21 protein-coding genes and 1 pseudogene are annotated in these 22393 nt (G+C 39.3%); 6 read left to right on the top strand and 16 right to left on the bottom strand.

The window, feature by feature from the left end:
• Positions 1-34: 34 nt before the first annotated feature.
• The 10 genes from D0T87_RS06070 to D0T87_RS06025 all read right to left on the bottom strand — a co-directional run bounded on the left by D0T87_RS06070 (position 35) and on the right by D0T87_RS06025 (position 8850).
• Entirely contained in the window at positions 35-826 is a 792-nt protein-coding gene (locus D0T87_RS06070) for a PRTRC system ThiF family protein (protein WP_163173832.1), read from the bottom strand.
• Positions 823-1518, bottom strand: a complete 696-nt coding sequence (locus D0T87_RS06065) for a PRTRC system protein B (RefSeq protein WP_163173830.1) — start codon at positions 1516-1518, stop codon at positions 823-825. Before D0T87_RS06065 ends, D0T87_RS06070 begins: the two co-directional genes overlap by 4 nt.
• Positions 1519-1522: 4 nt before the next feature.
• Positions 1523-2539, bottom strand: coding sequence for a hypothetical protein (locus D0T87_RS06060; RefSeq protein WP_163173828.1), 1017 nt, complete (start codon positions 2537-2539; stop codon positions 1523-1525).
• A 93-nt stretch (positions 2540-2632) separates the two neighbouring features.
• Positions 2633-2854, bottom strand: coding sequence for a PRTRC system protein C (locus D0T87_RS06055; protein ID WP_163173826.1), 222 nt, complete (start codon positions 2852-2854; stop codon positions 2633-2635).
• A 3-nt stretch (positions 2855-2857) separates the two neighbouring features.
• Positions 2858-3766: a PRTRC system protein E gene (locus D0T87_RS06050; protein WP_163173824.1), complete on the bottom strand. Its 909-nt coding sequence runs from the start codon at positions 3764-3766 to the stop codon at positions 2858-2860.
• A 103-nt stretch (positions 3767-3869) separates the two neighbouring features.
• Entirely contained in the window at positions 3870-4094 is a 225-nt protein-coding gene (locus tag D0T87_RS06045; RefSeq protein WP_163173822.1) for a hypothetical protein, read from the bottom strand.
• An 11-nt stretch (positions 4095-4105) separates the two neighbouring features.
• Positions 4106-4336: a hypothetical protein gene (locus tag D0T87_RS06040; RefSeq protein WP_163173820.1), complete on the bottom strand. Its 231-nt coding sequence runs from the start codon at positions 4334-4336 to the stop codon at positions 4106-4108.
• A 279-nt stretch (positions 4337-4615) separates the two neighbouring features.
• On the bottom strand, positions 4616-6724 hold the full coding sequence (locus tag D0T87_RS06035) for a type IA DNA topoisomerase (RefSeq protein ID WP_163173818.1): 2109 nt from the start codon (positions 6722-6724) through the stop codon (positions 4616-4618).
• 70 nt (positions 6725-6794) lie between these two features.
• On the bottom strand, positions 6795-7052 hold the full coding sequence (locus tag D0T87_RS06030) for a DUF4099 domain-containing protein (RefSeq protein ID WP_163173816.1): 258 nt from the start codon (positions 7050-7052) through the stop codon (positions 6795-6797).
• A gap of 19 nt (positions 7053-7071) precedes the next feature.
• Entirely contained in the window at positions 7072-8850 is a 1779-nt protein-coding gene (locus tag D0T87_RS06025; RefSeq protein WP_163173814.1) for a DUF3945 domain-containing protein, read from the bottom strand.
• 731 nt (positions 8851-9581) lie between these two features.
• On the opposite strand from D0T87_RS06025, the gene D0T87_RS06020 reads away from it, so the two are divergent.
• On the top strand, positions 9582-10286 hold the full coding sequence (locus D0T87_RS06020; RefSeq protein WP_163173812.1) for a DUF6088 family protein: 705 nt from the start codon (positions 9582-9584) through the stop codon (positions 10284-10286).
• Between the two features lie 61 nt (positions 10287-10347).
• On the opposite strand, the gene D0T87_RS06015 is transcribed toward D0T87_RS06020, so the two are convergent.
• From D0T87_RS06015 to mobA, 6 genes are all read right to left on the bottom strand, one after another.
• The gene (locus D0T87_RS06015) at positions 10348-11112 is read right to left on the bottom strand and encodes a metallophosphoesterase (protein WP_163174023.1); all 765 of its coding nucleotides are present in this window, start codon (positions 11110-11112) and stop codon (positions 10348-10350) included.
• Positions 11090-11884 carry a hypothetical protein gene (locus D0T87_RS06010; RefSeq protein WP_163173810.1) on the bottom strand — a complete coding sequence of 265 codons (795 nt, stop codon included), beginning with the start codon at positions 11882-11884 and terminating at the stop codon, positions 11090-11092. Before D0T87_RS06010 ends, D0T87_RS06015 begins: the two co-directional genes overlap by 23 nt.
• Positions 11878-12840 carry a hypothetical protein gene (locus D0T87_RS06005; protein WP_163173808.1) on the bottom strand — a complete coding sequence of 321 codons (963 nt, stop codon included), beginning with the start codon at positions 12838-12840 and terminating at the stop codon, positions 11878-11880. The genes D0T87_RS06010 and D0T87_RS06005 overlap by 7 nt, the downstream gene beginning before the upstream one ends.
• Positions 12841-13127: 287 nt before the next feature.
• Complete coding sequence (gene mobC, locus D0T87_RS06000; protein ID WP_163173806.1) at positions 13128-15149, bottom strand: conjugal transfer protein MobC; 2022 nt, start codon at positions 15147-15149, stop codon at positions 13128-13130.
• 30 nt (positions 15150-15179) lie between these two features.
• A complete protein-coding gene (gene mobB, locus D0T87_RS05995) occupies positions 15180-16454 on the bottom strand; it encodes a conjugal transfer protein MobB (protein ID WP_163173804.1) in 1275 nt (424 codons plus the stop codon).
• Positions 16439-16873 carry a conjugal transfer protein MobA gene (mobA, locus tag D0T87_RS05990; protein ID WP_163173802.1) on the bottom strand — a complete coding sequence of 145 codons (435 nt, stop codon included), beginning with the start codon at positions 16871-16873 and terminating at the stop codon, positions 16439-16441. The genes mobB and mobA overlap by 16 nt, the downstream gene beginning before the upstream one ends.
• A gap of 817 nt (positions 16874-17690) precedes the next feature.
• On the opposite strand from mobA, the gene D0T87_RS05985 reads away from it, so the two are divergent.
• The 5 genes and pseudogenes from D0T87_RS05985 to D0T87_RS05965 all read left to right on the top strand — a co-directional run.
• Complete coding sequence (locus tag D0T87_RS05985) at positions 17691-18446, top strand: ParA family protein (protein WP_163173800.1); 756 nt, start codon at positions 17691-17693, stop codon at positions 18444-18446.
• A gap of 4 nt (positions 18447-18450) precedes the next feature.
• Positions 18451-18894 carry a DUF3408 domain-containing protein gene (locus tag D0T87_RS05980; RefSeq protein ID WP_163173798.1) on the top strand — a complete coding sequence of 148 codons (444 nt, stop codon included), beginning with the start codon at positions 18451-18453 and terminating at the stop codon, positions 18892-18894.
• 2 nt (positions 18895-18896) lie between these two features.
• The gene (locus D0T87_RS05975) at positions 18897-19580 is read left to right on the top strand and encodes a DUF4122 family protein (RefSeq protein ID WP_163173796.1); all 684 of its coding nucleotides are present in this window, start codon (positions 18897-18899) and stop codon (positions 19578-19580) included.
• A gap of 351 nt (positions 19581-19931) precedes the next feature.
• A complete protein-coding gene (locus D0T87_RS05970) occupies positions 19932-21986 on the top strand; it encodes a CHAT domain-containing protein (protein ID WP_203558621.1) in 2055 nt (684 codons plus the stop codon).
• A gap of 182 nt (positions 21987-22168) precedes the next feature.
• Positions 22169-22291 (top strand): annotated as a pseudogene (locus D0T87_RS05965) (DUF4134 family protein); the annotation flags it as partial.
• Between the last annotated feature and the right edge of the window lie 102 nt (positions 22292-22393).

The raw sequence follows: 22393 nt of genomic DNA, 5'->3' as shown, positions 1-22393 counted from the left end.
TAGTAAGTAAAGAACAATCATTCTAGCATTTTTTCTATACTGGAATAGGATTAACATTCATTGTATCCAGATTCATATATAACCCCTGATTATCTATCATACCTTGCCGGAACATCTTCCATAAGATGTTACATCCAAGCTGTGACAAAGTCGAATTTATAAATAAATCCTGCTTCTGTAAGGCCTCAGCAAGCGAACAACTCGGGCCGGATTCTTCAACTTTGACTGCGGAGTACTTTACATATTCAGTGATGACCTTTAAAGAGTCAACCGTTTTGTATTGCTTAGACTTTGGTTGTGGGATTTTCCTCTGCACTGTTCCTAGTACTACCTGTCCGGTAGTATGTGCATTCCCAAAATCCATCCAATAAAGCGGTGTCCGATAATCGGTATGACTACCAACATCCCTGACAGACTTGAGAAATTTCCACATATCCAATCTGCTTTTTACATTGTCTGTACAGGTAATGGTAATATTAGTCATACTATCTGTCTTTGCCTCTTTTACTATAGCCGGGAATAGATGAGGAACTGCTCTCCAATCATTTCCAAAGAAGTTGTTTATCCTTGAAATAAGGCATACCGCCTTATTTAAGCCAAAGTCGGAATAACTAAATAGCTGTCTTCCTATGTTTGCTTCTGTCACTTCATCGGGATCATAAAGGGTAACAAACAATCCGGGATGTCCGAGTGCCCGTAATGTTACATCCAGTCTTGCCAAACAGGTCAGCACTTGTGAGCCGGTTCCTCCGGCTCCTATCAGATTCACAGTAATGGGATGTTGCGGATTCATCAGATAGTTATCTGTAAAATGTACGCGTTTCATTTCAGTATGTATTTAAGTTTTTGATTCATCGGTTTTAGTTCATCGAGATTAAATTCGGCATCCTTGGCTGCTTTGGTTACCAGTACCAGATTGCTTTTTGTCGGATTACCTCCACCTCCTAAATGTGAGAATTCTGTTAGCCAGAATTTCTTTTCCCAATAATCCAGTAGCTCGGAATAGGTGAGGTTGGTTGGTTTCTTTAGCTTGGCTACTCCAAGACATACACCTTTGGTTGAGGTGTTGAAGAAAGGTGCAGCATATAGTTCTGTACTATCAGTTAGTGTCTTATCTTTATATGCATATACCGCCAAGCTATTTTCCTGCGCTATATATATTATTCCGGGAATATGGTACTCTGCATTTTCAATACCAAGACTGGATACAAAATACATCATTCTTCTACCCGGAGGATTCGACCAGATATACTTTTCAGAACCTTTCCGGGTATCGGCATACAGTAGGTTTGGCGGTATTATTCCCATTGGAACTCCGCTATGAGCTTCTGAATAGTTAGCCGCAATTTCATTCATAAAATCATAGGTTATGGGAACGGCTTCACCCATCACCCCTTTATCATTGATTCCCCTTAATTCGAGGAAGTAATCACTGCTTCCGGTATTTTCGCCCTGATAAGCAATTAAGGCAGCTTTGGGCCTTAACAGGGATTTAATTTCTTCGGTTAACTTATTCATATTCTTATCCTATTAAATTACAAATTCTATCAAACCATTTGAAAAACGTTTCCGGATATTCGTCCATTGAGTAGATTTGGTCGGTATCCGGGGACAGCACAAACTGCGTGGCAGGAGAAATATCATACGATTCCCTTAATTCACCATTGGCCCAGTCCATCATCCACTCCGAAACAAAATCATCCAGATCATATACCACCCTTATCATTCGCTCCATATCCACCGGATGATAATCCCTGTCTTCGTCTTCCAGCGGGTCATATCCGTATGACATGATAGAGGGTTTATCCTTTCCAATGAACCGAAGGCCGTCCCTGAATATATCAATCAACTGTTGTTCGAACTCATTATTAGGAGCATACCTTTGGATAGCTAACGGTAAATTTCTGTAATAGCATTTTTTGTCTATACGCTTCATCAGATTGAAGGCCTTGCCGGATTGATACGATTTGATTGCTCTTTTATATTCCTTTCTATCACAGGGATCAGTTTCATTCAGCGAATCTTCAGCCCACTCCAAAATCCATTCAACATCAGATGCTTTATTCGTTGTTATCATTCCATTGCTGTGCATGAACTGATGAATAAACGAAAGGGCTATTTTCTTTAACCGGGGGTTCAGTGTTTCCGTGAATTTAACCGGCAGCCAGTAAAATGTATAATCCCCCCAATGATGGTATTTCCACAAGACAAATTGCAGTTTATCTTCATAGGGTTCAATATTGAGGTTTATTTCTCCGATGATATTATCGAGTTCATCATAAATATTGGAGATACCTTCGCCAATACTACTGCCCGGATTGTGTTTCAGTTCCACCCCGAGTAAAGAGGCGTATCTTATGGCTGTTCTTACCAGATAATCATAATTCTCGCGGGTAACATAATTGTACCGTTCTCCCATCCAGTCCCTTGTAATATGGGCAGGCGCAATGGGTACAAATACTGTTTTCAGAAAAGAATTACGGCACCACTGGGCGCCGTAATCCGTTTTTTCCTGTTCACTCCGCTTCGCACATTCCATTGTAACTGGCTTATGATATACCCTGCGAGTTTTTCTTTTTGATATTGATCCAACTGCTTGCATGATTTCTTGTTTTTATTCGTTTTCATACGTTTATCCTTTTGTACCAATCGTCGTTTTAAACTCGTAAACCGCCTTATCTTCTTTTATCTCCGGTCCATGCACCGATGCGGTCGTCAGTTCCGGATATAAGTTAGAATAATAGCTCATGATGGCTTCCGGTGTGTCGGATGGGTGCGGATCACTCAATATTATCATCTCATTTCCTTTCTTAAAGGTGAAAGAACGTTCCATTCCATTAACTACAAGTGGCATAATCTATACGTTTTGAGGGTTATACATATTATTGTTTGAATATCCTGGAAAATCGGGATACCCGTCATATTCGCCTTCCCGGTGTGCAGAATAATCAGCAGTCATCGCCAGTTCCGGCTCCGGCTGGGGAATAATTTCCGTCACGTGTTGCGGAGTATATGGCGGATTGTGAGGGTTTTGTGAGAGAGCTTGCCCTCCTGCGTAGAATTGTCCTCCATTCTGTCCATTTCCAGATATAGGCTGTCCAACTGGTTGTTCTGTCGTTGTATGTAAATTGCCATTCATTGGTTGTTCTCCGGTTTGCTGTGCGGCAGTTGCACCTGATTGCCCGTTTGGATGTATTACTTGAACCTGAGGTATTTGTTCCATCTGCTGTGGTGGTTGAGGTGCTTCCTCCATACCAAACAAACTCCCCTGGCTCATTTTCATACGTAGTGCATGTATTTTCTCATCCACCCCTTTTATAGCTTCAGCAGTAGCAAAAACTTTCGCTTGTTTAAGCGCAGCAAGGGCATCACCATATTTCTGTTCCGTTTCAAACTCCATAGCTTTTTTCATGAGTTTGTCGAACTTCTCTTTTTTCTCTTTGGCTTCTTTTGCTACTTTGTCTTTCTGCTCTTTCGCTGCCTTAGAGTTTGCAGCTGCTTTATCTGCCTGTTCTTCAAACCGGTTCATATTGGTCAGTAATCCGGTTACTTTTTGCATGGGCCGACAAATGGCCTGCATAAATCCCATATCCATTTCCTGAGGTGTACCGGATAGTGTCAGGGGCACAATATGATTCTGTGCCTCATCTTTGAGTCCGTTTGATTTTGGCATCGCTGATACCATTAACTGTCCTTCTTTTTTTCGAATAACCAGTGTGATATCCACTGACTGGTTCATCATTTGGTAAATCTGAGTAAAAAACATAATCTTAAATTTTTAGTGATTTATATACATGTTTATTAAATACGATAGCCGGATATGTCTCCATACCCGGCTATGCTTCTTTTGTTTTTCTCATTTTGTATTCCTACTTATAATCCTTTTTATAATCTTTGAATAATTCTGCCATCAACCTGTTTCGGTCAGGATAATTCATGACCTGTCGTAGCGGTTCAATTAAACTGCCGATTCTTACAAAGCCTGTCGTACCTCTTGGAAGTATACAAATCCCCATCTCCGGTATTTCCCTTACCGGGTTCCTGTTTGTTTTGACAGGCATTTGAGGCATGTATGTTTTCATTCTATTTTCCATGTTATTATGTTTTAAAAGATTAGATAACCAAGAAGAGCTATAAACAGAGCTACTGCTACCAGAAAGCATATTACTTTATAGAAGAAGCGAAAGATTCCGGGAAAAAGAACAATCAGTACCGCTGTCCACACCGGTGATACTCCATGCCGGTTCAGGTAGCTGAATCCGAAAAATGCAAATATGATAAACCCTATCATCTTTGCCCACTTCTTTACGTTTGGAGAGAGATTGTTTGTATTCATATTCATATTTTATTATGGGAACTTCTTGTCGTTCCCGATTCAGGGGCAAGACAGCGAAGTGTTCCCACATGCAAGGTTTTTTGGAAAAATACCGCAGCCATAGGCGAGGATGACTTTTCCAAAAACCGCTTTAGCGGCCTGACCTTGCTTGTGGATAAGAACATGAAGCTATATTTGCCAATGAATCGGGACGGCAAGGGGCTTCTCCTCCCACACCTTATTTTTTCTAAATGAGTAAAGCACAGCTTAACTGTGCTTCGCTTATGAGCCGGAAGCCGTCTATTGTTTCCTTTTTCTCTTTCCTTTTTCCGTGGTTTTAGAAAATGAAAAAGTAATGTTGTGGTCTGAATCGAAAACCAGCTTCGCATCAAACGTATTCCCCTTTTTGTTCTTAAACCCTTTGATGAGTTCTGTGGAGCCGGAAGAGAGTAGCTGTCCGATGTGTTGGTCTGTGAGTTCTTTGTTCAGGCATTTACGAAATATGAGCAAGCCGCATTTCTCATTGTCGCATTTGGCATGTTTGGAACGAACCACCACTCTTCCGGTCCCGCATTTGGGGCAGAGGGTGGAATTAGCTGCAAGTTCCGGGAACTTTAGCGACAGGACCTCTTCTGTTACCTGGCGGGTATAGACCTCGATTGCTTTCATAAAGGTATCGGGTGAACCGGCATTCTTTTCTATATCCGTAAGTGCTTTTTCCCACCCGCCAGTCATTTCTGCGTCAGCTACTTTCATATCTTTTACGGCATCAAAAAGTGATAACCCTTTCCCGGTCGGTACCAACAATTTGCCTGCACGTTCGATATACTCCCTTTTGAATAAGGTTTCTATAATCGCCGCACGAGTTGCCGGTGTTCCCAATCCCTGATCTTTCATTGCTTCCCGGGCTGCTTCATCAGTAATCGTTTTGCCTGCTGCCTCCATCGCTGTGAGTAAGGTTGCTTCCGTGTAAAGTGGTTTGGGCATCGTCTTTTTTTGTACCAGGCTATGCCCACCAACTTTTCCGTTTTCTTCCTCTTCAAATTCGGCCATGCCTTCATCTGAGCCTTTTTCGTCAGCTTCCTTATCCTCCGGACGACCAAATACACCTCTCCATCCGGCAGAAAGTATTTTCTGGGAGCGGGAACAGAATAGAAGATCGCCCAAGGAGACCTCCATTAACAGGGTTTCTTTTTCGCACTTCGGTCCAAAGGCTTCCAGCATACGTCCGGCAATCATGTGGTACACCTTCCGTTCCAATGCCGAGATTTCTTCCGGATACTCACCTGTGATAATAAGCGCATGGTGATCGGTTATCTTTTTGTCGTTTACCGATCTTTTTGCCAGTCGAAGCACATCTATTCCATTTGCGAAATGCTTAAACTTATCCATACGCAGAACTACGCGAAGCAATGACGGGATTTCACGGAATACATCCTCCGGCACATAACGGGAAGAAGTTCTCGGATACGAAACGAGTTTCTTTTCGTACAGGCTTTGCGCAATCTCCAATGTCTTTTCAGCCGGGAGGTCAAGGTGAATGTTACATTCTTTTTGGAGGGTGGTAAGGTCATATAAAAGCGGCTGTGCCTGATGAACCGTCTTACGTTCTACTTTTGTAATCCTTGCCGACGGAAAGGTTTTCAAGTGTTTATACAGGTTCTCCGCTTTGGTTTTTTCTTTCAGGTCTTCCACAAACCGGAACCGGCGGAACTCTCCTTCTTTTTCGAGTGTGATATAAAGTTGCCAGTAGTTTGCGGAAATAAAATTCCGGTTTTCGTGGTACCGGGCGCATATCATGACGAGTGTGGGCGTTTGCACCCTACCCAGTGAATTATTTCCTGTGCCGGAAGAAACAGCAAGCGCACGGCTTGCATTCATCCCAATGAGCCAGTCAGCCTTTGCCCGGCAATCCGCAGCTCTGTACAAGCCGTCATATTCGCTTCCTTCTTTCAGGTTTGCCAATCCTTTCCGGATGGCTTCATCGGTAAGTGAAGAAATCCATAACCGCTTGAAAGGCTTTGTATATCCCAAATGAGTGTAAATATAACGAAAAATGGCTTCCCCTTCGCGTGCTGCATCCGTAGCTGCAATAATGCTGTCGCACTGATTAAAAACCCGGTCAATAATATTCAGCTGTTTTGCTGCCGCTTTATCCGCTACCATTCCCTTTGCCGTTTTCTTCTGCCGGACAACCAACTGGAAGGGGCTGGGTAAAATGGGGAGGCTGGATGCGGATGACCGTGTGAAACTGTATTGTTCGGGAAGGGCGAGCGAGACAAGGTGTCCCAATGCCCAGGTAACCATATAGCCGCTGCCTTCCATGTAGCCGTCATTCTTTTGGGTTGCCCCGACTATACGGGCAATATCTAAGCCCACAGAAGGCTTTTCGGTTAATATTGCAATCATGATTTGATTTATTAGTTGATAAAAGAAAAGCCGTTTCCCCGGTAAGGAGAAACGGCCGGTTAATGAATCGTTAATTGACAGGCTGGATACCCGTAATTTCAAGCAATGGCGAATCTCCTTTGCGTACCAGCTGCAAGGTTGCATCCATAATCACATCCACACCAAGTAAAACAAGGCTGAGCGGTATGACGCCCGTCTTCTCACCGCTAAGTAGCGTATCAAGCTCACCGGAGAGTTCCAATTCGTCTTTTAGAATCCCGATCCCGGAGAGTTCATCCCAGTTCACATCTTCTACCTTGAAAGGCGTATTCTCATTTTTAGTTTTCATAAATATGTTATTCTTTTATTTATCCGACACTTTTACTTTTGCCTTTTGATTTTTTGTTTTCCTGTTGCTGGTTCTGTCCTTGTGCAACCACATTCCGCTGTGAAGCATCCTTCTTCCGGTCGGGATTCTCGTTGTAATAATCCAGCTTTCCCTGATTAAAATTTGCTTTCACATATTGGGAGAATTGTTTGCCGTCAAAGCCTTTCATTCCTTCCACCAGAACCGCTTTACCATCCTGCAGATGCCCCCGTTGGGTAGCCGACAATGATACGCCCCAGACTTCTGTCGGGATCTTAAAATCCGGACGTTGCTCAAAACCGTCGGGTGTTCTGGAATAACTCGGCCGCCCCGTCTCAAGGTCGAGTTTTACAAAGGAAGAAAACTCTTCTCCTTTGCGGTTCACCATATTTTCGATAAATACAGCTTTACCCTGTGCTAGTTCTTCGCGGTCCTGAGGTGTAAGCGGCGTACCGTTCATCTCTTTGGGAATGTAGATTTCCCTGGCACCTTCAGGTGAATCGGGGTTGTAACGGGTATACGATGGGCGTCCGCTTGCCTCATCGAGTTTTACGAAAGCAGAGAATTGCTCCCCGTCTTTGCGCTCCATGCCTTCGACAAAGATGGCCTTACCGTTATTGAGGTCTTCTACCTGTTTGGAAGAGAGCTCGACACCTCCCAGCGTTTGGCGATTGAATATTTTATCATTATCGAATTTAAACTCAATCCCACGTCGGTCAGCGTTGAACTGTACATGCGCATTGAATTCGTTCCCACTGTTGGATTTCATGCCTTCGATATAAACCGCTTTTCCTTCTTTGAGATCATTCTTTTCCTGTTCGGTCAGTTTCACCTCTTTGATTTCATTGGGGATAAAAGCGTTTTCCACCTTTAAGGCTACCACTTCATTGGTCAGTTTGTCCAAACTCACAAACGAGGGTGCAAATTCTCCCGAACGGGTTTTGAGATCTACCACACGTCCCATGTTACCTGTTTCCAACAGGTTCTTTTTATCCGTTTCCGAAAAGATATGTCCAAAATAAGGTCTGTCAAGTTCCGGTTTCTGACGGATACCGTGAATACCAAGTACGACCGGACCTGCTACCGATTGTTGGAAGGACAGTCTGGCGTCTGTCCGTAATACGGCAGATCCGAAATTCATGGTAATGGGTACGGTCTGGTTTGTCTTATATCCCTTGAGCATCTGGTCGAGTAATCCTTTCTCCTGAAGATATTCCTTGGATATACCAAAGTTTTTAAGTTCTTCCCAATTAATCATCGCTTCATTGTAGCGATACTTTGGCTGGCTGTTTTCCGCAGCCGGAGCCTGTTGCTGTTCTTGTTGAGCTGTCTTTTTTGCCATGGTCTCATCATTTTTATTATTAATACTTTGCTCATTTGCGACATGCTTTGGTTTTATCTCGTAGTTTTTGAGGAATTCAGTCACTGCATCGGTTTTCTTTCCTTCGGCGAGATCTTTGATAGCCTGCACATTCTCCGGCTTATCCAGTTCTTTATTTTTCATGGAAAAGATTCCGAAATGAGTCGGGTCTTTTAGTTGGTTCCAGAAGTTTTTGAGGAAGTTTTCCACGATACTGGAATGTTTATCTACTTTCAGGAATTCGTTTTGATTCTTTTGGTCGGCAGGCACGGTTTCGTATTTTCCGTCCTTGCCGATTTTAGATACTGCCTGAATCATTAGTTCCATTTTGTCCAGAATGAGTATGATGTCGCTGAACTGCTCATTCTCCTGAATGGGTGGTTTTGGAGAAGTGTCTCCCCGGATGTTTTCTTTTGCCATCTTTTCTATTTTTTGATTCGTTATTAAATAAATACCGGATCAAAAATAGACTGTAAAATCACACAAAACGCTGATTTTCAAATGGCTGACGACCTGTTTCACTATATATCATCATGTGTCATCTTTAAAGGTATTAAGACGAAACCGAAAATTCAGAAAGTGACAGAAAAGAGGGAAGAGAGAAGAGAAGAAAACCACAGGATATAAACGAAGGAAAAGAAGAAAAGAGGAAAAAAAATATGGGAAAAAGTAGGTCTTTCCCAAGCCCAAAACAGTAATATGCAGATTTGTGAGGGGAGCAGCTTTAGTCCCCCACGAATTATTTATATTGCAATAAGCTGTAAAAAACATAGGATTGGGCGTTAGTGATGTAAAGCCATTTAAACACTTGGGAACAAATATGGCCATAGCATCCCTGGCAATCAATCTAATATGCATCATCGTTTCGGCTTCACATGCTAAGTCCCTAATTCATACCTCAACTTGAATGTTGTTTCAGGAGCGTTTTTTACGGGGAAAATTTACCAGCAAAGCGCACGTAAATTTTTCCCTAAAACCCGAAGGGCCCTGAACGTGAATGAAGCAAGATTCAAGTTATCTTCTAGAAAGGACGTGCATGAGAAGTCAAAAGTGAAGTATTATAGTTGGTGATGGGCAATATTATATTTACAAATTATGTATTTGCATGTAATTACATAATTTATTATATTTGTATGATAATAATTAGAGGTATGAAATCTTTTAAAGAAAACATCAATAAGCAAATAGATAGTATTGAAAGTGGAGAAATTTTCACTTTCAAGGACCTTATGTTCCCATATGATAAATTTGCCCATGTTGCCGTAATCCTTTCCCAGAAAAATAAAAAAGGGGAACTTGTCCGGATTGAGAAAGGTGCCTATTATAAGCCTAAAAAATCAACTTTAGGATTAGGGTCTTTGCCTGTTTACCAGGATGAACAACTAAAATACCTGACAGAGAAACTGGATGGCTATATAACAGGAGCATACATTTATAATAAGATGGGACTTACTGAACAGGTTCCCTCTGTAATAACCATAGCAACCCCCAAACCCATCAGGCGTTTCAATTTCAAGAAATTGGTTATAGAAACCGTTAGATCGTATATCCATGAACCTGCCAATGATGATATACTTCTTTATCTGCGATTATTGGATGCTATTAAGGATATTAAAAAGATTCCCGGAAGAACGGAACAAGATGTATATGAAAGCCTGAAACAAAGATATTTCGAGAATTACGATTATCCGGTATTGAATAAAATCGTATCATTAGCCGTTTCTTATCCTCCACGTGTAAGAAAAATATTAGGTGATATATTAGAGGATATGAACTACACAGATTTACAAAAAGAACTATCACAAACCATCATTCCTACAACAAGGTTTGATTTACATTATACAAGGAAGTCATGAGTAATCCCGAAATTAGAATATTGTAGCTTTTCCAAAAATCTGATTTTTTTTTATCCATTTCTCATAACTCAAAAAAAGCTTCTCGACTAAAAGAAAGATTCTCCTGATAATGGACATATCCCAGTTGGTTACATACCATTTTTGTTCCATTTATATCCACCATAGGCAAATTCCTATGGGAATGGCCATACACCCAATAATTGATTTGTTTATCATAGATAAAATCATATAGTTCTGCAACAAAGGCGCCATTAATGTTACTACCTTTAAACTCGTCAGCCATACACAGTGACGTAGGAACATGATGTGACACTACTACCTTTTTATGGTTTTTACTTGCTTCGTATGCTTTACTCAAGAAGTCCAGGGATTTTTCATGCGCTTCATTAAAGAGGTTTGTAGTCAATGGTTTTCCATTATATATAATCCGGTGAAAGTCAGAGACGCTGCGTTCTGTTACAAATGCATTTTCCAAAACGATGTGTGACCAAAGTGTCGACAGGATGAAATCAACGTCATTAATTGAAACTAAAGCATTATAATAACAGTGTACATTACTTCGTATTTCCAGATTGAATCCATCATAAAGTTTTCCAAGGTCATATCCTTTGTAGAATTCATGATTACCCGGCACTATAAGTGTCTGATGAAAATTATCAGAAGCCCAATCCCAGAAGGGGTGTGTTCTATAATTATCATCATTAAGATAACCAATATCCCCGGCAAGTAACAAGATGTCGCCTATAGGGATAATCGGATTTTCACGTAAATAACGAGCGTTATCTCTAAACTCCAGGTGTAAATCAGAGGCGTACTGTATTGTCATCATCCATCTCAATATTAAAAGCACTACAAAGCCGTCCAAAAACACCTTCCGGTTTTACTCCCGGTAGCCCTATGGATTTGAAAAAATCTTTGTTGGGCATGGAGCCATGGATTGCTTTACAAAAAACTGTCAGGTCAAGGAAAATATCAGGAGAAAGAGAATAATTATCTGCTTCACCCAGCATAGTAACTAAACGAAATACATCATTTTTGTGTTTCGTGATATTTTTACTGTCAATCTTTTCTCCACTCGCTTTGCGGTTGCTTAAGTCATTGAACGCTTTTGCTTTTAAGACGATAAGACTTTCGATATTCGCAATGTGTACCTTATCTTCTATGTCGCTATGAGCCAATGTAAAATCATAATATTCCTCATTCATCAGTATGGCAGATAAACTTGAGAGGTCCTCATCAACCGGAACCGGTGTAAGAACAGCATCTTCCGGAACTTTAATCATATCCGGGACTTTAGAGAATATTTCAATTTGAGATGGAAATTCATCTTTTCCGGGTTTTAGAAAACGAAAATATTCATGCTTTCCATTTCCTTTTTCCCGCGATTGAAATTCTCCTTCTTTCACGAACTTCCAAAAGCGTTTGACGAATGCTGGAGTAAGTGCTTCTACCACTAAAATAATATCTATATCCTTAGTCGCTCGCGGTGGCTGCCCTGCTTTCTCTTCTAAAATATCACAGGCTGTTCCACCTATAATGATATAGTTGTCTTCAAAGCCGGAAAAATATTCTCTAAATTTCTCTATTCCTTTTACCATTGGATTTCTTCTATCATTGTTTCTATTTCCATTTGTATCCGTTCATCCTCACTATCCTTAAATAATAAGAATAAAGACAGTTTATCTATCACGCCATCTTTTGATAATACTTTCGGGTCGTATTTCCAAAGTTCGATTTCATTTTCTCCTCCGTATTTGTTGGTTTCTATATTAAGTTTGGAAATGTTCTTCCTGTATACGGCATAGTACTTTTTATATTCATCATTTATCATTGTATATCTGGCTAAAGCATTCATTCCACTTACACATGATATATCCGGATTGGGATTATTGTTTTCTGTAAAAGTACTTTTTTCGACTGGATTCTGCAGATATTGCAGGCTTTCTTTCCATAATTCTTTTCCGGAATAGACAAACTCCAATAACATATCTTTTTTACCGATAAGTCTGCACAAACCGGAATCGACCAAGCTGTTCAATGCCCGATTCATTGTCCGGTATGATTGATTAAATTTTTCTGCTAATATTTTAGCCGTCAACCCGGTCAGTTTTTCGTTTTGTAAGTGATAAAATAACACAAGCTGGGCAACAGGAAGTAAATGCTCTGTTTTCTGTTGAATTTTATCCTGCACTTTCCTCAAATCAATCATCAGTGCAGGTATGAACATCTGTTTCCCTGGAATAATAAAATTTATTCCTTTTTTCACGTAGCGCATGAGATTATAGGAAGCAACGCTGTCAAAGACAAAAACAACAGGAAGTGTTGTTTTTTGTTCAACGAACTGCATTTGCTTTTTCAATGTATCCGGAGGAAATGCATCAATACTTTCTTCTTTCAGATGTAGTAAGCAAACTTGCTGTCCGAAGAGGGTTGTTTCATTTACATCATATGCCGCTATGATATACATAGGTATATTCCTATAAAGTTGATTATTCAAAGGAGCGACTCTGATGTCAATCCCCAACGTATTATTAATATATTCTTCTAATTTCATAAAATGCGAAATAATGTCTCTATATTTGCACGATGACACAGCATTATGTCATCGTGCAAATATAGAGACATTATGCTGATTAGCAAAACATTTATATGGGTATTTACCAATTAAACACTCTGAAAACGGATAGCAGATACGTATTTAACATCAAGTTAATATAAAGGTCCTTTTTCGGAAGGTTTCTATTTCATATTTCCTATTCCGTTTTATTCTCTAATTCTTCTGACCTCATAAATTGCAATTCCATTCGGGAAAAACAAACTCTGAAGTAATTACTGAAAATGTCATTCATGAGTTATCTTTTCCTCGCCCAATAAATGGCAAAGGTCAGGATCTTTACGAATGCGTTCTTTTTCATCTTCTATGATATTGAGTACGTCCTTTTTTATCTGGTTGTAATTCCGGTCGATTTGTTGTTGCATAATGTCGTTGCCATTCTCATCCTTAAAGTCATTGATAACAGGTATTTTTTTATATTCTTTTGCTTCGGCAGCTACCTTTTCATTATCCACAACAATCATAGCATGAAATATTTTTTGGTCTATTTTTTCTCCAAAGTTATCGGCTACCGAACCAACGAACATACCTTGTGAGAGGTTAGCAATTTTCGAGGCCGGAATCAAGGAATCCATTTGCGTATTAATAGATGTGGACGTATCCTGCCGGTTAATAGAAATAGACTGCCTTTTTTGAAGCACTTTACCAAATCTTTCGGATAAGTTTTTAGCGGTTTCCCCCACGACCTGTCCGCTGAAAATATTCCCCACGGTGTTTTGGATCACCTTACTTTCCTTGTCTCCATAGTCCCTATTTAGCTGGCTGTAGTCTTGAAACCCCAAACAAACCGCCACCTTATTAGAACGGGCAGTAGCAATAAGGTTATCTAATCCCCGAAAGTAAATCGTAGGCAATTCATCAATAATCACTGAAGATTTTAGCTGACCTTTCTTGTTGATTAATTTCACTATCCTGCTATTATATAACCCCAAGGCTGCTGAATAAATATTCTGACGGTCAGGATTATTCCCAACACAAAGCACTTTGGGTTCCTTTGGGTTGTTAATGTCTAATGTAAAATCATTCCCTGTCATTACCCAATAAAGTGCTGGACTTATCATTCTGGATAATGGGATTTTAGCGGATGCGATCTGTCCCTGGAGCTGGTCTTGGGCGCCTGATTGCCACGCGTCCATAAAGGGTGAAAGGTAGTTTTCAAGTGCCGAATAAGAGGTGAGGATTGTAAATATATCAGCGTATGGTTTATTCAGGAGTTCTATCGCATGGGGGAAGGTACAGTACTTCCCTTCTTTATAGATTTTAAGATACCAAATAATAGCTGCCAGTAAGATTATTGGTGATTCAACAAAGAAATCACCCTGTTTCTGAATCCAGGTGCGGTTCAAATTTAGCATGATGGTATACGCTGATTCATACGCATCGGAGATGTCGGTCATAAACTCGGGGGCAATCGGATTGCACCGGTGTGATTTATGGGGATCATCAAAGTTGATTACATAAAACTTAGGTTTTACTTCGTAATTGTGCATGTTCTTTAAAAGCTCATTATAGGCGATAACTGATAAATCATCGAATTTATAATCATAGATATAAATTGCGAAACCTTTGGAAATCTGTTGTTTTATAAAATTATTTACAACTGAAAAAGTTTTCCCACTGCCTGGCGTTCCAAGCACCGTGCAGGCGCGAAAACTATTTACAACATTGATCCATCCGTCATTCCATTTACCTTGGTAGTAGAACTTGGTAGGTAGGTTTACTGAGTATTCGTTTTCTATAAAACGTGTTTCCTGCATAAAGCTTTCGTTTTCTTCATTAAAGACATCTTCCATAAGGTTGTGCTTGAGCATCCGGCTCACCCATACCCCTGACATCAATAATAATATATACCCGATGGTAAGTGTTAGTACATACAGTCCCATGTTTACTACTGAAGGAAACGGTAAACGCAACATCCACCAGTTCATGAAAAAGAATATCAACCCGAAAAGCAATGCTGCATATATCTTCTCCCACGTAATCTTTTCGTTTTTAACTCCCTTGGTTCCCAAGCAACTCAGTGCAAGAAAGATTACGGCAAACATCTTTGTTAACAATAGGTTATTGAAAAGCCCTGCCGTATTCTGAAAGTTCAGGAGTATCCTATCTACTACTCCGATGTTCACTCCCATATCCAGTATCGCCTGGTAGCAATACCAATAGATATGGATTACACAAAATATGATAGATATGGCCCGCATGAATTCCATGACCTTAGCCAATCCTCTTAAATCATCTTCTTGTTGCATAATTCTATTTTTTAATGGTTATTGATCATTTTATGAGATGCCGTGCGAACGGTCTTTTTTCTTCTTCTTTTTTGTGCGGCGGGAAAATGCCACTTCCTGGGGGTCATCACCATGTTGTTCGAAGTTGAAAATTCCGAATGCCTGTTCGATGATGGATTCCATATTATTGGCAACCTTTGGAAAGTCTCCCGTAAGGGTGTCTTTCCAAGGATTGCCGTCCTCAGCCTCGTTACGGAGTCGAGGCTCGTCCGAAGGCTCGGTAAACAGGCGGCTGAACTGGTTAGCTGAAAATTCTTTCCCAAGACGGGAGCCGTTGTAGACTTCCTTTGAATTATGGTCGATAAATGTGACTCCGTATATTCGTCCTTCTTCATTCTCCCGAAAAACGACATCCATACCGCGTCCTTTCAGGAGGTTTATAAACTCCTGACGGCTTCCATTTGAACCGTGCATAGCCAATGCGATTTCATTCCGGATTTTGGGCTTCCACTTCCCCGCTTTGAATTCTTTAGTATTGTGCTTCATACGTTTATTCAACCCATCATAACCGAAACTTTTTCCAAGAAGTGAAGACTTAATTGGTACGCTGAGAACTTTTCCCGTATCATCTGTTATTGCATAGACAATACCAGTAAATGGTACTCCTTCGTGTTCCCCTTTCACCTGTTTGGCTTCGATATTAAAGCATGAAAGCATGGCACTATATTCTCCGAAAGTCTGGTAACGGTATGTGTTCTTTACGCTTTTAAGGATATTGGCAATCTGTGTTTTGATATCGCCTTTGCTGTAATCCGCTTTTTTCAGATAAGGCTCCAACAACTCACTTTCCTTATTTGCGATATTTTTGAGATTGTATTTGCTTTCCAAATCCCGGCAAACTTTCATCGAGCGATTCCATTCATATTTATCAGAAATCTTGTTGCCGTTCTCATCCACGCAGGTTGATACAATATGTATATGCCTGCGTCCGGTATCCTCGTGTATATATACGATGTATGGTTGGTCGCCATATCCCATGCGGTTCATATAGTCATCAGCCAGTTCAGCAAACTGTTTATCCGACAGGTAATCTTCCGGTGAGGGATTTAATGAAATATGAAGGATTGGCTTTTCGGTATTCTTATTGGCAAGCAGGTAATTCTCGAAAGAAAGCATCGTCTGCTGAATGATTTTATTCGCATTTCCGGTAACGTCCGTAATCATCCGGTGCCCGGAAATAATCCTTGCCGTAGCCTCATTTACCTTCTCCTGATTATAAACAAGCGCTCCATAAAGTGAACTTCCCCGGTTTATTTTTGTAACCATCTTTCTTCGTATTCTCTGGTTAATGCAATGATTTGTTTACTCATAAGTATGAGTTCAATGGTACCTTTTTCCAGTTTATAGAGTAAAGCGAGTGCCCGTTTCTCACTGAAATTTGTTTTTAATGCCTTAACTGTTTGGTTATAATTGTTCCCAATAGCTTGGAACTGGTGATAGAAATTCGTCAACCGGATGTAATAATCCATTGTAGCTTTATCCACTTTTACAATCTTAATTTCTCTCCCGAACAGGGCATGATGGATGAAACGGCTGATATTATCCACTCCTGACTGTTCCAAAAGGAGCTGGAATTTATCATTTTCTTCATCGTTTAGATTGACCGTATAGCGGTATTTTGAAGGGTTCTTTTTCGGCTTACGCCCAACTGTTTTATTCTTTTTACTCTTATTATCATCTGTCATACTGGCAATATTTAGTTACTGATAATCATCCACACACGATTTACGACTTTGGAGTAAATCGCCCCCGAGCCAAAGGCGAGTGGCAAGTTTGTTTGGCGCTGCACGAAGTATTTCGTGCGGCAAGAAACACAACTTGCTATGTTCCCGGGAACATGAATTTGCCTGCTGCAAATTATTGCCGCCCGTGTAAAATAGCTATGTTTCTTGACTGGTTTTACCATTGTCGTAAAGGTGTATCATTTCAAAAGCAAAGGTAGAACAGGTCATTTGTGTATGAAATAGCTACTATTATGTAACAAGATGACATACAGTGTCACATATCGTCAGTAGGGAGAAAATCGGAGGTGGAAAGGAGAATTCAGCCTTTATTTGCCACCCTAATGCAAACGTGCATCAGGGTAGTAATATAATGAAGCATCAGTGTAGTGGAGCAATCATGCAAAATGTCAGTGATGCATCGAGACATTGACACATTGGTGCAGGATAATGATGCAATTATGTGATATGGTAATAGTGTAGTAATACTTCAATGCAATATGGCATTTAGGCAATAACATACGATTGCATCAAAATAATACCGCATGGATGCCTTATGGTTACAATGCATTAATATAAGGATGCATCATCGCATTGATGCAGTTAAGCATCGACACATCAATGCATTATGGTTTTAATGCAATGATGCAATAATGCAACAGGGGGTTGTAACCTCGCATGAATGCAATCCTACAATATAATAACATAGCCTTACCGCATCGATACACTGATGCAGCAAGGCAATGAAACAGATAATTTTTAAACTAAAAACAATTGTGAGATGAAACAAACATTATTAGTCGCTATGAGCAATCAAAAGGGTGGTGTCGGCAAATCATCGGTAACGGTCCTTTTAGCAAGTTACCTGCATTACGTAAAAGAAAAAAATGTGGCAATCGTTGATTGCGACACCCTCCAGCACAGTGTGAGTCATATGCGTAAAAGGGATATGCAGACGGTTGAGAAAACAGATGAGTACAAACAACTCATGATGGCACAATGGGAAAAGATAAAGAAGAAGGCTTATACCATTGTAGATTCAACTCCTGCTGAAGCAAGAATCAAGATAAGCGAGTTGCTAGAGTCTAATCCCGACCTTGATATCATTCTTGTCGATTTGCCGGGTAGCCTGTCCTCAGAAGGCGTTTTTAAGACCATTATTAATATGGACTATGTGTTAACGCCTATTGTCGCTGATAGAATAGTCATGCAGAGTACTATGTCATTTGCGACAGCCGTTCTTGATTATTTGAAAGGTAAACAGGATATACCATTGAAAGACTTCCTCTTTTTCTGGAATAAAGTGGATAGGCGTGCCAGTACAGAAGTGTATGATACTTATCAAAAAATCATGGAACGACTCAATCTGAAAGTTCTTAAAACGGTACTCCCAGAATCGAGACGTTTCGATAAGGAACTCTCCATGAAAGGAAAACCTTTTTTTAGAAGTACCCTTTTCCCACCTCCCCAGAAGATATTGAAAGGGAGCTGTATAGATGAGTTGGTAGATGAACTGTGTGAAATCATAAAACTGTAATTCTATGGCTAAAAGGAAAGAAGTAGATGTGGACGAAGATTTGATTAAGTCCATGATGTCTGGGGATATTCCCCGACTTAATCAGGAACCCATTAAAGAAGAAACGATTCCGAAGAAAGAAGTTCCGGTAAGTGATTCTATAACTAAAAATTCCGTTATGGAGGACGAGATAGCGGAGATTCAGGAAAAAGAAACAGGCCAGCCAAAATCAAAACGTAGACGGGAACCCAAAGATTACAAATCCGTATTTTTGAGAAAAGATACCGGTACAAAAAAACAGACCTATATCAATGCGGCATTGTATGATAAGATCTCGAAGATTCTCAGTATCATTGCCAAAGACATTAGTGTTCCCAACTTTATTGACAATGTATTGGATAATCATCTGAAGGAGTACAAAGAGGAGATTAATGATATTTATCGAAATAATTCAGACTTACTTTTATAACTATGGTGGAAACATATATTTATTTTACAGTAAAGCTACTCACATGTGGCTATGTCTTTTACAAGATTTGGATCATCGTATTTAATCAAAGGCTGTTTGGACTGTGGGATAGGATTCCTGTTCGACCACCTAAAGACGCCCCGGGGCCTGTTATCACGGTGGTGACGGAAAAAGAACTTTCAGAGGTGGTTGGAAAAACGACAATCACCTATCTGGACGATCCAGAACTGGCGGCAAAGATCCCGGCTCATACCGAAAAACTGGAGCCATCAGATTTCATTGGGGAAGAACCTGATATTTCGGAGGAGGAGGTGGAATCAGAATTATCAGTTTCATCTGTAATATTGGAGGAAATGCAGAAAGAGCAAGAGCGGTTTGAAGTAATGGACGATTTAACTACTGAGCTTGACCCCGATTTCTCCACTGGACTCACTTATGAAGAAATGGCAAATGCGGTTGGAGTTTTAACCGATGCAACCACTGATGAACAAAAGATTATCGATGCAGCTAAGACTATCCATAATATAAAAGATACAGATTTGTATGAGTTTATCACTCATCAGGTAAGTAATCAGGATAATGTAGAGAGTTTAATGAGGGATTGTCTTGATGAAGTGGGCAATCCATTATCACACAGAAAATCTAAACGTGACTTGAAAGAATTTGACATAAACAGCTTCGTATAAGCCTGAATTTATAATAATCACTCAGCAGATAGTAAGAGAGGAAAGTCAATAAGAACAAATTGAAAAAGGCATTCGTTAATTTGTAAGAAAATACTTGATAAGTAATTTTGTCAAGTGTTTTTTTATGAGTATTTTGGGCTTAGAAAAATACGTAAATACAGAATATAAAGAATATTATTGTATTTTTAAAGTGCTATTAATATTTTTATCTTAATACAATGGATTATGACTTCATCAATTTGTCAATTTCAATATATTTCAATCTATTCAGACGACTCATCGTATCATTATAATAAGTATAGTTATGAGTTATTCAGATTATTGCGAGAATGTCCTGTGGACTTAATTCAGATGAATGATTCAATCGGATATTTTGAAACCAGTTTCAAGTTGGGGCTAAAAAATAATATTGATTTATTTGCTTTCCCAGAACAATATATGAAGTTATTTGGGGAAAATGCAAAAGATGAATTAATTGCATATTCTCGGATGTTCACTAAAAGTGAGATAAAAGTATTCATAATTGATCCTAGTCTGTCAGATCATTCTTTTTACGCAGATTTAATATCCCAATTTGATATCTCTTATGTGCATGTGGTTGGTAATAATCCTTCTGTTACTACGATCTATGATGCTAATATTCTATTTGAAGACGCCAGTGACTTAATTCGACTATTACAGCGAGATCAAGACAAAATTTATTCATACCTTAAGAATATTGACCTCGAATATGACTTCTCTAATTTGTCTATAAATTCAGAAAAATTATTGTTTGACCAAAACCCTTATCATTATTCAAACATAACAGAGAATAATTTCTTCATATTAAATCAGATTATTGGCAATAATTGGCTTGAGCCAGTTAATCCAGATCAAAATGATGAGAGAATATACCCGAAACCTGATAAACGAGTTGATGACATCATAGCCCAAGTGGATACTCTTGATAGATTTGTTACTTTTTTCTATGAACATAATCCACAACTATTAGAAGGAATGGCTTCAAATCCTCATTATCCAACACTAGTTTTGGTGAGTCCATATGTGTCCATACTACACAGTAATATAATCAAGGGAAAAGTCAAAACCAAGAAAGAAAGAGCGGCGTCAAAACTTCTCCTTTGTGAACAAAACAAATCGTATAGTTATACAGTAGATGATGAAGTTGGTGAAATTTTATCTCGGAAAGAAATTGCTCATCTACTTTTGGAAGTGAATACAAAACTCCTTTATCTGGATTATATATCTTGGTTGCATGCTAGATACAACTATTCTCCAGTAGTTCGGTTACCACGAATTTCTAAGTCAATAAATGCAGAGGTAGCATTTTTAAACAATTCTTTTCCTCAAAATAAAAGTAAAAATATAACCATAGAGAAATTTGGAGAGAAAATATCTTCATTAATTCTGGATGATCAGATAAAAGGTCTTATAAAGGAACGAAATGGGCAAATATTTATAATAAGTGACTTGCCATTAGAGTGGATGTATATAGATGGAGTTCCTCTTTGTTTCACACATGATGTATGCAGAGTCCCAGAATTTAATAATAATGCAATAGTTAATAGTGTTATTGCACATAAGCGACAATCTTTCGTTATTACAGATGATATAATTGAAAGAACTTTAGTTATTCATTGTGCATCGGATTCTGACAAAACAATGCAAGAAGCATTTAAAGCTATCGACAGCTTTAAAAAAGACTATGGATTTCAAAGTGTTAACTGTAAGGATATAAATGAGATTAAAGATGCACTAGAGCAATATCAACCGCGTTTATTAATTTTTGATTGTCATGGGACATATGACTCCAAAACAGAACAATGCTATCTGATTATTGATGATGAAAATGGAATAACCCTCTCAGGAGACGATATCGTCACTAATGGTATTTCTGCTCCTTTAATTTTTATTTCTGCATGTTCTACAATGCCCCCTAACGGATTAACCAATCTTTTAACAGACGCCTTTATGCAGGCAGGTGCACTATCAGTTACAGCTACTTTATTGCCTTTGAATATACACGACGCAAGTGTTAGCATAGTTCGTCTGTTGTCTAAATTAAGACTTAAAGAAAATAGCTTATTCCACTGTAATTGGCTTCAATTTATTTCGCATGTATTGCGTACGGGGTTGTTTCACGAAGCGTTACGTTACGAACGAGAGCATGGCAATGAAATTGCCATAAGAATGACACACGGCGATGTAGCACAATTATTATCAAAAACTATGATATTTCATCATAGAAGAAACTCCATAGAAGAACTTAAAAAAATTATATCTGGTAGAAAAGACTCACCAACTTTCAATGTTCTAAAAAACGATTGGATGTCATATACAATAATTGGCCGTGCAGATTTGATCTATTTTGATAATTGGTTGAAACAACATAATAAATATGGATAACTGCAAACAATAATTGGTGTTTCAGTAGCCCTGCTCTTCAAATAAGCAGGGCTTTTTCATGGCCTTTGATGCAACACGATGACATATGGTGTAACACGTCGTCAATCCTATAAATCAATGATTTATCCATTATATATTCGCTGTCGAATTCATTCTTATGTATCATTTTAAATGTTTCGACAATGAAAAAAAGAGTATTGTTTTCAGCAGCATTACTGCTTAGTGTGATGGGCGTTTTCGCCCAGGGAAATGGTGTCGGCGGGATTACAGAGGCGACCAATATGGTGACTTCGTATTTCGATCCGGGAGTGTGACACGAAAAGTCGTGTAAGTGATTGTGTGACTATAGTTTAAACTATTGATTACACCTGCAATTCCGTTTGCAGTAGTCTGAGGACACGTGCATT

This window comes from Bacteroides sp. 51, assembly GCF_010500965.1.
Lineage (GTDB): Bacteria > Bacteroidota > Bacteroidia > Bacteroidales > Bacteroidaceae > Bacteroides.
This window is presented reverse-complemented; position numbering and strand designations above follow the sequence as displayed.